13 protein-coding genes are annotated in these 13397 nt (G+C 59.0%); 7 read left to right on the top strand and 6 right to left on the bottom strand.

Annotated features, from left to right (window positions below):
* Window positions 1-90: 90 nt before the first annotated feature.
* The 5 genes from HDF08_RS07545 to HDF08_RS07525 all read left to right on the top strand — a co-directional run bounded on the left by HDF08_RS07545 (window position 91) and on the right by HDF08_RS07525 (window position 4079).
* Window positions 91-1407, top strand: coding sequence for a M16 family metallopeptidase (locus HDF08_RS07545; RefSeq protein WP_179637885.1), 1317 nt, complete (start codon window positions 91-93; stop codon window positions 1405-1407).
* 72 nt (window positions 1408-1479) lie between these two features.
* A complete protein-coding gene (locus HDF08_RS07540) occupies window positions 1480-2007 on the top strand; it encodes a prepilin-type N-terminal cleavage/methylation domain-containing protein (RefSeq protein ID WP_179637884.1) in 528 nt (175 codons plus the stop codon).
* A gap of 74 nt (window positions 2008-2081) precedes the next feature.
* The gene (locus HDF08_RS07535; protein WP_373563134.1) at window positions 2082-2642 is read left to right on the top strand and encodes a LolA family protein; all 561 of its coding nucleotides are present in this window, start codon (window positions 2082-2084) and stop codon (window positions 2640-2642) included.
* A gap of 188 nt (window positions 2643-2830) precedes the next feature.
* Window positions 2831-3553, top strand: coding sequence for an HAD family hydrolase (locus HDF08_RS07530; protein WP_179637882.1), 723 nt, complete (start codon window positions 2831-2833; stop codon window positions 3551-3553).
* A 52-nt stretch (window positions 3554-3605) separates the two neighbouring features.
* On the top strand, window positions 3606-4079 hold the full coding sequence (locus HDF08_RS07525) for a (deoxy)nucleoside triphosphate pyrophosphohydrolase (RefSeq protein ID WP_179637881.1): 474 nt from the start codon (window positions 3606-3608) through the stop codon (window positions 4077-4079).
* Between the two features lie 157 nt (window positions 4080-4236).
* On the opposite strand, the gene HDF08_RS07520 is transcribed toward HDF08_RS07525, so the two are convergent.
* The 6 genes from HDF08_RS07520 to HDF08_RS07495 all read right to left on the bottom strand — a co-directional run bounded on the left by HDF08_RS07520 (window position 4237) and on the right by HDF08_RS07495 (window position 12324).
* Window positions 4237-5487 carry an Nramp family divalent metal transporter gene (locus HDF08_RS07520; RefSeq protein WP_179637880.1) on the bottom strand — a complete coding sequence of 417 codons (1251 nt, stop codon included), beginning with the start codon at window positions 5485-5487 and terminating at the stop codon, window positions 4237-4239.
* 175 nt (window positions 5488-5662) lie between these two features.
* Window positions 5663-6688 (bottom strand): aldo/keto reductase, encoded by a 1026-nt coding sequence (locus HDF08_RS07515; protein WP_179637879.1) that lies wholly within the window; start codon window positions 6686-6688, stop codon window positions 5663-5665.
* 57 nt (window positions 6689-6745) lie between these two features.
* Window positions 6746-8320 (bottom strand): VWA domain-containing protein, encoded by a 1575-nt coding sequence (locus HDF08_RS07510; RefSeq protein ID WP_179637878.1) that lies wholly within the window; start codon window positions 8318-8320, stop codon window positions 6746-6748.
* A 65-nt stretch (window positions 8321-8385) separates the two neighbouring features.
* Entirely contained in the window at window positions 8386-9939 is a 1554-nt protein-coding gene (locus tag HDF08_RS22110) for a GMC oxidoreductase (RefSeq protein ID WP_179637877.1), read from the bottom strand.
* Window positions 9936-11012, bottom strand: coding sequence for a CgeB family protein (locus HDF08_RS07500; protein ID WP_179637876.1), 1077 nt, complete (start codon window positions 11010-11012; stop codon window positions 9936-9938). Before HDF08_RS07500 ends, HDF08_RS22110 begins: the two co-directional genes overlap by 4 nt.
* Window positions 11013-11046: 34 nt before the next feature.
* Window positions 11047-12324, bottom strand: a complete 1278-nt coding sequence (locus tag HDF08_RS07495) for a magnesium transporter MgtE N-terminal domain-containing protein (protein WP_179637875.1) — start codon at window positions 12322-12324, stop codon at window positions 11047-11049.
* Between the two features lie 49 nt (window positions 12325-12373).
* Here HDF08_RS07495 and HDF08_RS07490 point away from each other — a divergent pair, with 49 nt between their 5' ends.
* Together HDF08_RS07490 and HDF08_RS07485 are read left to right on the top strand one after the other, a co-directional pair.
* On the top strand, window positions 12374-12991 hold the full coding sequence (locus HDF08_RS07490; protein ID WP_257030912.1) for an ATP-binding protein: 618 nt from the start codon (window positions 12374-12376) through the stop codon (window positions 12989-12991).
* Window positions 12992-13005: 14 nt separating this feature from the next.
* Window positions 13006-13353 carry an STAS domain-containing protein gene (locus tag HDF08_RS07485; protein ID WP_179637874.1) on the top strand — a complete coding sequence of 116 codons (348 nt, stop codon included), beginning with the start codon at window positions 13006-13008 and terminating at the stop codon, window positions 13351-13353.
* Window positions 13354-13397 lie beyond the last annotated feature (44 nt).

Below are 13397 nucleotides of genomic sequence, written 5' to 3'. Positions count from 1 at the left end.
GACAGGCCCGAGCATCATATAAGTCTACTCCGATAGATACAAAAGATGGCGCAGGTGGCGCTGTGAAACAATGGAGTCTGAAGGAGTCTCATGTCTGTAACGCTAGTAGATGACGCCGCAATTACGAAGAGTGCCACTCGCAACATCAGGAAGACGGTGTTGTCGAATGGTCTATTGGTGCTGACCGAGAGCATGCCGCATGTAAGAAGTGTCTCGATGGGGGCCTGGGTGGGCTCTGGCTCGCGGGACGAAACGAAGGAGGTCAACGGGATCTCGCACTTCGTGGAGCATATGGTGTTCAAGGGTACGACCTCGCGGTCGGCGCAGCAGATTGCCCGGGAGGTGGATACGATCGGGGGAAATCTGGACGCGTTTACGGGGAAGGAGACGGTCTGCTTCAACATCAAGGTGCTGGATGAGAATGTGGCACCGGCGCTGGATGTGCTTTCGGACCTGGTGCTGCATCCGACGTTTGCGCCGGAGGATGTTGAGCGCGAGAAGGGCGTGATTCTGGAAGAGATCAAGATGGACGAGGATAACCCCGACTATCTGGTGCACGAGGTATGGACGCAGAACTTCTGGAAGGGCGATGCGCTGGGAAGGCCGATTCTGGGGACAGCGAAGACGGTCTCAGGCTTTGATCAACAGACGCTGCTGAACTTTTATGCGGGGCAGTTTGCGCCGCGCAATATGGTCTTTTCGGCTGCGGGAAACCTGGAGCATGATGCGTTTGTGGCCCAGGTGGAGCGGGAGTTCGGCTCGCTGGCGGCTAGTGGGGCCGGCGTTCCGGAGAAAGTGGCGGCACCGAGGGCTACGCCGCACATTACGCTGAAGCGGAAGAAGTCGCTGGAGCAGGTGCAGCTTTGTTTGGGGATGCCGGCGCCTCCCGTGAACGATTCGCGGCGGTACGTGGTGTATCTGATGAATACGATGCTGGGCGGGGGGATGAGCTCGCGGCTGTTCCAAACGATTCGCGAGGACCGGGGGTTGGCGTATTCGATCTACTCGGAGATGAACCCGTTCCGGGATACGGGCTCGCTGTGCGTATACGCGGGGACCTCAGTGGACAAGACGCAGGAGGTGTTGCGGCTTACCCTGCAGGAGTTGCGGCGTCTCAAGGAAGAGACGGTCAGCGAGGTGGAGTTGAAGCGGGCCAAGGATCAGCTGAAGAGCAATATGGTGATTGGGATGGAGAGCTCCGGTAGCAGGATGGCAAATCTTGCGCGGCAGCAGATGTATTTTGGACGGTTTTCCGGCGTGGATGAGATTATGCATGAGATCGAAGCGGTTTCGACAGCCGATGTGCAGGAGCTGGCGCAGGAGCTTTTCAAGCCGGAGACGATGGCGTTGACGCTGTTGGGAAATCTTGGGACGATGAAGATCGAGCGGGAAGATTTGGCCTGCTAGGTCCTGCTGCTGATAGAGTTTGTTCGGTGGTAGAGATATAGAATTGCCGATGACCGAGGATTGATAAAGACAATGAATGTACGGGACCGATTGCGCGCAGGGCTGCAGGTACGACCAAATGAAGATGGATTTACGCTGATCGAACTGTTGATCGTAATGTCGGTAATGTTGATTTTGATGACGCTTGCAGTGCCGCAGCTGTTGAAGCTGAGGAAGCAGGCTCAGGAGACGTCGGCGGTGCAGTCTTTGAGGACGATCGGGCAAGCAGAACTGCAGTACAACTCGGCTTATCCGGCGAATGGATTCTCGTGCTCGCTGCCTACGCTGGGTGGGGATCCGAAGTCGGGCGCTCCGACGGCCCAGGCGGCGCAGCTGATTACGCCGGATCTGGCGAGCGGACAGAAGGCCGGGTATACGTTCGCCATCACCAACTGCACTAAGGTGACGGTGAACAATCAGGATATGTATACCTCGTTTGAGATCACGGCGGTTCCGAACTCGATTGGAAAGACCGGGGACCGCGGCTTTTGCACGGATGAGAACAATACGATCCGCTATGACCCGGCGGGTGGAACCAACTGCACACAGCCCATTCAGTAATGCTGGTTAAGGCTTTGCTGTTCGCGTCGTTTTGCTGCGCTCCGCTGCTGGTTGCGCAGGAGAACGACGCGTTGGTGCGTAAGGTAGATGACCACTACAACCATCTCAGTTCCCTGCGCGCTCATTACACGGAGAGCTACGCGGGGATGGGGATGAATCGCACGGAAGAGGGCACGCTGCTGCTGAAGAAGCCAGGGCGGATGCTGTGGAGCTACGCTGCGCCGGTGGGCAAGGTGTTTGTGCTGGATGGGAAGTTTGCGTGGTTCTACACACCGGGCGATGCGCAGGCTACGCGGGTGCCGGCGAGGCAGTTGGATGATCTGCGGTCGCCGCTGCGGTTTCTGCTGGGGCATACGCAGTTGAAGAAAGAACTCGATAGCTTAACCGTGGTTGCGGACGGGAGTGGGTTCCGGATTTCGGGTGTGCCGAAGGGAATGGCGCAGAGGGTGAAGCTGCTGTCTCTGTGGGTGACTGCGACGGGGGCGATTGAGCGGATGAAGCTGGAAGAGGTGGACGGGGCGGTAACGGAGTTCGCATTCACCGGGATGCAGGAGAATGTTCCAGTCAAGGATGCGAACTTTGCGTTTGTTCCACCCGATGGAGTGAGTGTGGTGGAGGGGTTGCCTCCGATCTAGCAAAAAAAGCTGCGGATCAATACTCGATTAATTTTTGAGGGACCGGGTATGGGAAGGCTGTCTTGGCGGGATTTGACGGGTGTTTGCGGAGTCGTTGGCGGAAAACCGGTAGTAAAATCATGACAATCTTCAAGTCGAATTTGTCGTTGAACGCGCATGCGAGATGCGCAGAAAAGTAGAGATAGATTGTGAGCCATGTTGTTTCAGTGAGTCGCCTGAGTACCTCGGAGTTTCATTCGGCTGTTGCTTCGCTCTCCCCTGCGGTTGCGGTCTTTGATTGCGACGGGACCCTGTGGTCGGGGGATGCCGGGTCTTCGTTTATGAAGTGGACGATCGAGACGGGGCTGGTCTCGCGTGAGATGACCGACTGGATCGACTCGCGATACCGCGGATACCTGAAGGGTGAGGTGTCTGAGGTGGCCATCTGCGGGGAGATGGTGCAGATGTACCAGCGCCTGCGCGAGGACGAAATGCAGCGTGCGGCGAAGAACTTCTTTGCCAGTCAGATTGAGACGAATATCTTTCCTGAGATGAAGGAGCTGGTTGGTGAACTTTGTGCGAAGGGTGTGGAGATCTGGGCGGTCAGTTCGACCAATAACTGGGTGATTGAAGAGGGGGTCAAGCGGTTCGGGATTCCGGCGGAACGGGTGCTGGCGGCGCGGGTACAGGTTAAGGACGGCGTGGTAACCGACGTGATTCTCGATGTCCCCACGGATGAGGGGAAGGTTGCGTCGCTGAAGCGGGCCGGGGTAACGGTGCCGGATGCTGTGTTTGGGAACTCGGTCCATGACGCGGCGATGCTGGCGATTGCGAAGCGGGCATTTCCGGTGAATCCGAGTGCGGCTTTGGTGGAGCGGAGCGCGCAGGAGAGCTGGCCGGTTTACTATCCGGCGACGGTTCGACCGGCCTAAGTAAGGTGAATAGAAGCTTTTAAGCTGCGGATATCGTCTAATCTGTAGTCAGGTGAGAGAGCCGATTCGCAAACTCGAGGAGCATGTTGAGGCCGCAGTGCAAAAACCACTCCGCTTGGTGGTGGCGGCGTTGATTTTACGAGGGGATGCGGGTGAAGGTGGGCGAGGGCTGGAGGTGCTGATCTGCCAACGCAAGCCGGACCAGCCGATGAGTTTGAAGTGGGAGTTTCCCGGAGGGAAGATCGAAGCCGGTGAGACGTCGGAGGACGCCTTGGCTCGAGAGTTGAATGAGGAGTTGGGGATTACGGCTATCATTGGCCGGCGGGTGGCGCGGGTGAGGCATAAGTATCGCAATGGCGGAGCGATCGACCTTCAATTCTTTGTGGTGCGGGAGTTTGATGGCGCACTGGAGAATCGAATCTTCAATGACATGCGCTGGACGCCTTTGACGGAGCTGCCGGGATATGACTTTCTGGCCGCTGACCTTGGGTTGATTCGAGATCTGTCTGAGGGGAAGTTGTTATAGGTGGTCAGTTCTCAATTGGTGTCCAACGCGGAAGAGATACTACGAGAACAAGCAACACCAGAGCCAAGAGCAAAAGCAAAATGCGGGGCGGCAAAGCGCCGCCTCCAGTCGAGATGATGTAGTTTCAGGGCTGGATAAGAAAAACAAAACCAGCGTCCTAGCCGTGGAGGGTATTCCACACGAGAATGAGTGAGAGCGAGGTGACGATGATGACGGTCGTCCACGCGATGATGTTGAACCAGCGCTTGTTGGTGTATTTGCCCATGAGGTCGTGCTTGTTGATGAGATTGAGCATGAAGACTAGAACGAGGGGCAAGAGAACGCCGTTGAGCACCTGGGAGAGGATGCTGAATTTGACCAGCGGGAAGTTTGGGATCAGGACGATGGCGGCGCCAGCGAAGAGCAGCACGCTGTAGAGCCAGTAGAAGAACTTCGCTTCAGTGAAGCTCTTGTCCAGACCACTCTCGAAGCCGAGACCTTCGCAGACGGTGTAGGCGGTCGAGAGGGGCAGGATGGAGGCAGCGAAGAGGGACGCATTGAAGAGGCCGGCTGCGAAGAGGATGAACGCGTACTGACCGGCTAGGGGTTTCATGGCTCCGGCGGCGTCTGAGGGGTCGGCGATGTGGCGGATGCCGTGGGTGTAGAGGGTTGCGGCGCAGGCGACGACGATGAACCAGGCGACGATGTCGGTGAAGATGGAGCCTACGATGACGTCCAGCCGTGAGGTTTTGTACTGGCGAACGCTGACCCCTTTTTCGACGATAGAGGATTGCAGGTAGAACTGCATCCAGGGGGTGATGGTGGTGCCGATGACGGCGACGGTAGTGTAGACGTAGTCTTTATCAGACCAGACGTTGCGCGGGGGCAGCTTGACGGTTTCGACGAGGGCCAGGTGCCAGTCCGGGCCGCTGAGGACTCCGGTGATGATGTAGGCGATGTAGAAGACACTGGCGATGAGGAAGATTTTTTCGACGCTCTTGTAGTCGCCTTTGACGACCAGGATCCAGACGATAAAGGCGCAGACGGGGACGCTGGCGTATTTGGAGATGTGGAAGAGCTGCATGCTGCCGGCGATGCCGGAGAACTCGGTGATGACGTTGGTGAAGTTCACCACGATGAGCAGGATCATGATGACGAAGGTGATGCGGAGGCCGAACTCTTCGCGGATGAGGTCGCTGAGGCCTTTGCCGGTGACGACTCCCATGCGGGCGCACATCTCCTGCACGACGATGAGGGCGAGGGTGATGGGGATCATCGTCCAGAGAAGCGTATAGCCGAACTGCGCGCCTGCTGCGGAGTAGGTGAGGATGCCGCCGGCGTCGTTGTCTACGTTGGCTGTGATAAAGCCGGGGCCGAGCACGGCAAAGATGAGAATGAGTCGGGTTCTCCAGGTGCGCCAGGGGCTCATTACTGATCCTTGTGTGGACTAGTGTGGTGGAAGTTTGTGCTGTTTTGAGGAACCTATAGGCTCGCCTTTATCAGGTTAGCTCATCTTGATGCCTGGGCGTTGGGGAGAGGGACGATCCTTTTTGAAGCGGCATCCAGCTTGCACCTGCTGGGCCTGTTTGCCCTGCTGATGGTGGCTATAGCCGGTTGCGTTCGGTTTGTACGAGGCGGTGGAGCTCTCTTGCGGGGGCTTCGAGGGTGCGGTCTTCGGCTGTCTTCGCGTTGGCTTGAATGTGGAGGGGATCTTTTGAGGAGAAGAGGATGATGCTCCTGGGATTCATGACGAGCGCGGCTTTGAGCATGAGGTGGGCGAGGTGGTCTGGGTTGCTGAGGTCGATGTTCGTGGATGCGGACCACCGCTGGCTAAGCTGTTTGTCTTGGGAGAGGGTTCGATGCAGCGAGCGGAAGTTTTCGGTAAGGGCGCGGTGATGGATGCGGAAGGGTGACGGCGGGAGGACAGCGGGTTTCTCCACTCCGCTGCGCTCCGGTCGAAATGGCGGGTTTGCTTCAGGGTCTGCTTCTGGGTCGAGGACGGACCACTCGTACTGGAGGGTGCGGCAGTAGGCGGGATGCTGGACGAGGAGGGAGGGGATCTTATCGGCGCTGCTGCCTATGCCGAAGGAGCCTATGGTTCCTTGCTGCATCTCTTCTTCGAGAAGGCTTAGGAGGGCTTCATCGCGTAGGTCGGCGGCTGTTGCCTCGTGAAGCAGCCATAGGTCTATGCGGTCGGTGCGCAGGGCGGCGAGGCTGCATTCGAGCGAGGCTTTGGCTTGCTGCGGCGTGAAGGTGGCCTTCTCGCTGGTTCGCATGGCTGCATTTGCGGCTTGGGCGAGACGGTGCTTCGCGCTTGGGACGGCTTTTAAGATGGGTCCGGCTACGCGGCGGGCGAGCGAGATCAGCGGCCTTTTTTTTGCAGGGGGTATTCCGTATTTTGTGGTGACGGTGACGTGGTCCCGATAGCGCTGGAGGAATTCGCCAAGGCAGCCCTCGGCTTCGCCGTAGCCGTACATGGGAGCGACGTCGAAGTGGCGAATGCCTGCGTCGTAGGCCGATTCGAGGATAGCAAGGGAGGCGCGGCGGTCCATCGCGCCCATCAGGTTGGAGCAGCCGAAGCCCAGCGTGGTGGTGCGGCGGCGGGTGTCGGCTAGTTCGATGAGTTGCATTCCAGATGATTTTGGCTCAGACGGACGGAGATGGGAAGTGCTTGTTGTGGTGGCGGGTCAGTGTTTGGGTTGAGCGCTTTGATTGTGCGGGGGTTCCATTCGTTTTGCGACGCTCACAGGAACCTGAATGGTGCCGAGGCGGCCGGTGGCGGTGTCCCATACAGCGACGATGAGGTAGTCGTCTCCCTTTGGGAGATTGAACTGCTGGTCGAAGGTGAGGCTGGCGTTCGGAGTTTTGCTCAGTTTGTCGCCGTTGAAGCTGAAGGTGAACTTCTGACCGAGGCGGCTGATGGAGCGGCCATATCGATTGAAGGCGAAGACGCCGGCTCCGATCTCGACACGCTGGCCGCCGGGGATGTTCTGCTGGACGAAGTCTGCCGCGGGCACGGTGTAGTGGATGGTGTAGACCGTCTGGTTTTTCTTCTCGGGGAGTGTTGGGGCGTCTCCTGAGACGGCTGCTGATGATGAGGGCCGCACGTCTGCGTAAAAGATGATCGGTTCGCTATGATTCTCGGGAAGCTGGATCTTCTCGCCATTAGAGGTGAGTACGGTTCTCGTGGTCTTTGAGTCTGACGGAGAGTTTCTCGGGTCGGAGATATTGGCGCCGTCGCCGTAGTAGCCGGTACGGTAGCTGAGGGTGTAGGGTCCGCCGTCGATGGTTACTTTAACGTTGTGCCACTTATTGTCTTGCTGGAAGTTGCGGGGGGAGTAGGAGAGGGAGTAGAAGTCGGCGTCGGTGGCGATGATCTTCGAGGAGATCTCAGCGAGTCCGTTGTTGTCGTAGAAGGCTCGTCCGCCGGTGGCTTTGGCCTCGTCGTCCATCTGCATGTGTTCCCAGACCGGGGGAGGGTCTATTGTGAGACCGCGAGCGTCGATGGGATAGAGTGCGATGCGGCTGGCCTCGAGTTCATCGTAGATGACGCGGAGGGCGTGATAGTCGATGGAAGGCGGAATATTGGAGGCGTCTGACCTAAGAAGCAGGTTGGAGCCTGCGCTGAACCAGAGCACGTTTTTGCGTCCAGGAAGCTGGCCGAGATAGATGGCGATCTGCTGCATGGCCTGGAGGGAGTTGTAGCTCCATGCCCCTGGTAAGGGGAGGACGGGAACAGCTTTGCGGATGGCGGTGTGCAGGAGAGCGTGGTCCGTGGTGAAGTCCTGAAGCAATAGTGTGTACTCGCCGTTGTGAGCGAAGATGGCAAGCGAGTTTTGCGGAGGTAGAGCGTCGATGAAGTCGGTTAGCTGTTTGTAGAGGTACATCTGATCGACGATGTTGATGGTGACGGTGTCGAGGACGATGACGTTGAAGACCGGGGGCGGGTGGAGGAGGAAGGCGTTGCCGAAGGTGTGCGGGGCGGAGGGTGCCGCGGTCGGGGTGACTGCGGGCTGCGCGCCGGTGTGCTCCTCGAAGGAAGCGATCTCCTGCGGCTTCTTGTTGTCAAAGATGTGGAAGGCGGAGCGGCTCAGGTTATGAACTGGGTTGCCGTTCGCGTCGGTTACGGTGACGTCGGTGAGGACGACGCGCGCCTGGGTGTGCAGGGTGAAGCCGGATGGATCGGGAGACTGGGCCTGTATAGAGACTGCCATCGCCGAGAGTAAAACAGCCAACGCAGCGTGAGCGAAGCGAATGGACATGGCCTGTCTCTACTGAAGAACGCCTTCCCAGCGGTTTGACGGTGGAGAATGAGCGAAAGTTGCACTCAGGCGTTGTGCGTGCCTGAGAGATGGTCGCTGAGGCGCAGGGCCAGGGAGAGGACGGTGTGGGTGGGGTTGGAGAAGCCGGAGCTGGGGAAGACGGCTGAGCTGCAGATGTAGGTGTTGGTGAGGCCGTAGAGACGTAGGTCGGTGTCGACGATGCCGGTGGCGTCGGAGGGGGACATGCGCATGCCGCCCATGTGGTGGTTGCTGTCGTCGCAACGGGCGAGGAAGTCTGGGCTACCGGAGAGGAGGTCTTCGTTGGGGAGGATGCGGGCTACGCCGGCGAGGGCGCGCTGGGCTACGAGGACGTACTGACGGATGGTCTCCAGTTCCCTTTCGGAGATCTGCCAGTCGAAGCGGATTCGCAGGAGGCCGAGGGGGTCGCGCTGATCGGTGAGGGTGATGCTGCTGCGGGAGGTTGGCTCCTGCTCGCAGTGGACGCGGAGAAAGATGCGGACCTCGGGCGGGCTGTAGGCGCGTCGTTTTACTTGATACCGCCAGCCCTGGTGGACGAGCATGGGGAGATGATTTGCTGTGTGTCGGAGGTTGTCGCGGGTGACCTCACTGAAACGGCCGCGCATGAGGTTGCGGATGGTTGACTTCGCCTGACCACGAGCCTTGCCGGTGTCCTCGAAGGACATGGTGGAACCGATGTTGAGGGTGCCGTGGGCGGCCTGTACTTGCGGTATGAGGCGTAGCTTGGGGAGGTACTTGAAGCCGTGGGCGAAGATGGGATCGAAGGTATCGTGGAAGCGCTTCGGGTCGAGCGGCTCGATGGCAGCGGCGTTGCAGTCGATGTGATCCTGAAAGTGTTGGCCGAGGAGGCCGGAGCGGTTCCAGGGTAGGCCCCCGGGGCGCGGCTGGAGGAAGAAGCGGGAACTTTCAATTCCACCCAACGCAAAGATGTAGTGCGGCGCACGGAAGATGGCTTTGATGCCAGTGAGGGTTCGGCAGCGAAGGCCGGTGGCGGCGCCGCCTTCGGTGATCAGCTCGACCGCGCTGGCGTGGAGCCAGAGATGGATGTTGGGATGTCGCTTGAGTGTTTTGTGATGGAGGCGTGCGAAGTTCGGCTCGGGACACCAGCGCGAGAGGTAGGCTTCGAGATCTCCGAACTGGGTGAAGGGCAGGTTGAGATCTTTCCAGACGGCTGCGTCGCTGCGTTCGACTTTAGCTAGTCCCTCGAGGGTGAGGGCGCGCTCGTAGAAGGAGGTCAACGTGGGCTTTGGGAACGGCCAGCCGCTTTCGGGAACGCCAGGGCGCGGGGTGAAGTCAAGGGCGTCGAGTTCGAGGATCTGGCCGCCCCAGCGGACTGTGGTTCCACCTTTTACGCGGATGCGGCCGGTGTGGATGCCACGGTGGGGGAGGCCAGCGATCTCGCTGTCGTAGAGGGCCTGGGAAGAGTCTTCGCGGGTGGCGCCGCCGCCTTCGAGGAGGAGGATTTTCTTGCCCCTAAGCGCAGACTCTACGGCGAGGGTGATGCCTGCGGCTCCGGCGCCGACGATGCAGAGGTCCGCGTCGAGGACGGCAGGCTTCTCGTGGAGGAGATCGTAAATCACCGACTGCCCGCGTGCGCTGTTTTGGCAGAAGGCTTCAATCTTTCGATTATTGATTGGGCGCGCTCGACGATTAGTTCGACCTGTCGGTCGTTGTAGTAGCCGTCGCGTGCGGCGCGGATGCAGCCGGCTGCTGCGATGCGGTTCCGCGCTTCCTCGTCGGGCAGGTAGCGGCTGATCTTTGCGGCTAACTCTTCGAAGCCGGTGAAGAAGACCGCCTCTTCATCTTCTTTGAAGCGCTGCATGTGGCCATCGGAGCGTTCGGCGAGCAGGAAGCCTCCGCATCCGGCTATCTCGAAGCTCTTGTGCACGAACTCGTCGCAGTTGGAGTGGGTGATGAAGCTTAGGTTTATTTTTGATTTCCAAATGCCTTCGCGGTACTCATCGCGGAACAGCTCGCCTCCGTTAAAGAGGGCTTTGTAGGCGCTTGCCTCCATGGCGCGGCCCCACTGGCGGGGGTTGCCGGAGATGACGACGGGAAAGCCGCAGTCGCGCCAGAGCCGCGTGAGGGTTTGGGCACGGTCGTCGTAGGGCGTCCCAATGAAGGAGACCTCACGGTTTCGATCGGCGTCGGACCAGCCCTCCGGCGGCGGGAATTGTAGCGTGGGTTCGTAGGCGGTTTGAATCTTGATGACATCGCGCGCGCCACGCGATTTGTAGTCGAGGATGTTCTTGTCGCGCTGGACGACGTGGAGGTCGTAGTGGGGGATGTCCTTCATGTACATTCGCCAGCCTGGGTCCTGGCGGGTTCCGAAGGGGTTGTCGATCATGTAGCTGACCGTTGCGATGTTCAAGGCGCGCATTCGGTCCAGCGTTCGAGGCCGGATGTAGAGGAGCTTGTCTGTCCAGAGGATGTCGGGTTTTTCGGCTTCTGCGATTTTGATCAGATCCGAGTTGAGCCGGGTTACGGAAGGTCCCAGGACGAGGCGCTGGTTTACCTTGCGCAGAACGGGATTTCTGGATTCGTAGTCGAAGACGTTGAAGGGAATGACCTGGTGTCCGAGGCGCTCCAATGCCCAGAGGCGATAGAGGGAGGTGTCGTTGGGTGAGAGCCCGGTAGCGTACAGAATCTTCATGCGATGCTGCGTTTCCTTTTACACGATGTCTGTTTTAGCGGCTCGCCCGCAAGAGGGCAATCACCTGTTCGGCGTGAATGACGCCGGTGAGATGCTTTTCGTTATCGACTACCGGCAGTGAGCGCAGGTTGTACTTGTCGAACAGCTCGGCTACCTTGCGGCCGTTGGCATCTACGTTGCACGTGACGAGATGACTGTGCGGCATATTGGTCAGGGGCGTGCCGGGCGCCGCGAGCAAGAGCTGGACCAGCGGAACCAGTGCGATGATCTTCTCGTCTTCGTCGAGCAGATAGATGTCGGTGATCATGTCGATATCGCCTTCGTAGTCGCGCAGTGCGCCGATTGCGTGATCGACGAGTGCTGCGGAGGGCAAGGCGATGTACTCGGTCGTCATTCGGCCAGCAGCGGAGTTGCCGGCGAACTCGAGCAGGTCTTCGACCTCCTGGCGCTCCTCTGGGTCCATCTCCTCGAGGATGGCTTCGGAGCGCTCGTCGGTGAGCTCGGAGAGAAGGTCGGCGGCGGCGCCGGGGTCCATCTCTTCGACGATGCCTGCGATCTGCTCCGAGTCGAGCGACTCTATCAACGCCTGCTGCATCTTGGGCTTGACCTCCTCGAGGGCCTCGGCTGCAACCTCCTCGTCGAGGGAGACAAAGAGAGCGTGGCGCTCGGCGGGGGCCAGCTCTTCTAGGATGTCCGCGATGTCAGACGGATGCATCTTCGAGAGGCGATCCTGCTCGATCTTGAGGCGGACGCGGCGGGCGGGGTCGCGGTCGATGAGGTCGACGAAGTCCCATGGGATGACGCTGGCGCCAAAGCGGGAGGAGATGCGGTCGACCGAGGTTGAAGGCAGACCTTTGAGGAGGCGCCGGACGGCTCCGCGCATGCCGACTTCGACCTCGGCGATACGCAGCGAGAGGTCGGGAAGGTCTTCCTGGCAGTTCTCCCACACCAGATCGACGTCGTTGACGCGGACGACCTTGTGGCCATGCACGTCGATGATCTGCTGATCGAGCAGATCGCGCTCGAGGAGGAGAAAGCTCTCATCTTCAGGCAGTGGAGTGGGTTGCGCGGACTCGCGGAGCTGCATGGTGCCATCGGGGCTGAGTTCGAGTTGGGAGATCAGGACCAGGGAGGGCTTATCGGTTCGCTTGGAGGAGGCCAATTTGAGGACGACCCCGTGGATATGAGCCGCATCGACCGAAGGCGCCACGGCCAGCTCTCGCACGTGGCCCAAGGTGGCTCCCTGGGCGTCGGCGACGGCCGATCCCATGAGGGCTGAGACGCTGGTCCTTTGATTGGCGTGCCTGGTCATAACGGGTCTGCGTTCTCCAACATAACCTGTAATCGCATGTTAGCCCACCTTGAGCACGACAAGTTGCAGGAAAGAGCCGGTCTGGTCAACCCCTGGGGCCAAAAAAGAGTCTGAAATTGCAGAAGAAGGACGGGTAACCTTGACATTCAAGAAATCCACAAGCAAACTGCCATCATCGCTGTTGTCTGACGTTGACGACTGGCATACCAGCACTGCAAGGACTGCTTTGGCCGATTCAACGACTATGCGCGCCAGCTACACATTGGACTCGTCTCTCGACAGCGTTAATAAGATCGAGCAGATCGGAGAGCAGTTCGCCGAAAAGGCGGGGTTCGATGAAGACACGGTTCCCCACATCGCCATGGCGGTGCGCGAGGCCGCAGTGAATGCGGTGCTGCACGGGAACTCGTACGACACCAACAAACACGTGGTTGCTTCGTTCGAGACGACGTCCGACTCGCTGATTATCAGGATTTCTGACCAGGGCCCTGGGCTTGATCCAGACAAGATTCCCGACCCGCTGGCGCCGGAAAATATCCTCCGCGGCTCTGGTCGCGGTATCTTTCTCATCAAGGCTTTCATGGATGAGGTAAACTTTCGGCAGTTACATCCGGGCACGGAACTGACACTTATCAAGCATCGAACACCCGCGCAGTCGGGGACCTAAGGAGAACACTAGACATGAGCATGAAAGTAAAAACTCGCCAGGTGGATGGAATCACCATTCTGGATCTTAGCGGCCGCATCACTCTTGGCGAAGGCAGTGTGACGATCCGCGACGCCGTGCGCGATGTTCTGGCGAAGGGTTCCAATAAGATTCTGCTCAACCTTGGCGACATCAGCTACATCGATAGCTCGGGCATCGGCGAGCTGGTCAGCGCCTTTACCACCGTCAAGAACAGTGGTGGCGAGCTGAAGCTGCTGAACCTGACGAAGAAGGTTCACGATCTGCTGCAGATCACCAAGCTTTACACCGTCTTCGACGTCAAGGACGATGAGGCGACCGCGATCTCTTCGTTCATCAAATAAAAAAAACAGGGCAATAAAAAAGCCGCCGCTAAATGCGACGGCTT

Origin of the sequence: Tunturiibacter empetritectus (assembly GCF_013410875.1) — a bacterium.
Classification (GTDB): domain Bacteria; phylum Acidobacteriota; class Terriglobia; order Terriglobales; family Acidobacteriaceae; genus Edaphobacter; species Edaphobacter empetritectus.
The sequence above is the reverse complement of the archived record's forward strand: the minus strand, read 5'-3'. Positions and strand labels throughout refer to the sequence as shown.

Excerpts from the sequence above, each read along its gene's own strand:
- HDF08_RS07545 (WP_179637885.1), top strand. The coding sequence starts at position 91 with ATGTCTGTAACGCTAGTAGATGACGCCGCAATTACGAAGAGTGCCACT.
- HDF08_RS07500 (WP_179637876.1), bottom strand. The coding sequence starts at position 11,012 with ATGAAGATTCTGTACGCTACCGGGCTCTCACCCAACGACACCTCCCTC.
- HDF08_RS07515 (WP_179637879.1), bottom strand. The coding sequence starts at position 6,688 with ATGCAACTCATCGAACTAGCCGACACCCGCCGCCGCACCACCACGCTG.
- HDF08_RS07510 (WP_179637878.1), bottom strand. The coding sequence starts at position 8,320 with ATGTCCATTCGCTTCGCTCACGCTGCGTTGGCTGTTTTACTCTCGGCG.
- HDF08_RS07485 (WP_179637874.1), top strand. The coding sequence starts at position 13,006 with ATGAGCATGAAAGTAAAAACTCGCCAGGTGGATGGAATCACCATTCTG.
- HDF08_RS07520 (WP_179637880.1), bottom strand. The coding sequence starts at position 5,487 with ATGAGCCCCTGGCGCACCTGGAGAACCCGACTCATTCTCATCTTTGCC.
- HDF08_RS07540 (WP_179637884.1), top strand. The coding sequence starts at position 1,480 with ATGAATGTACGGGACCGATTGCGCGCAGGGCTGCAGGTACGACCAAAT.
- HDF08_RS07495 (WP_179637875.1), bottom strand. The coding sequence starts at position 12,324 with ATGACCAGGCACGCCAATCAAAGGACCAGCGTCTCAGCCCTCATGGGA.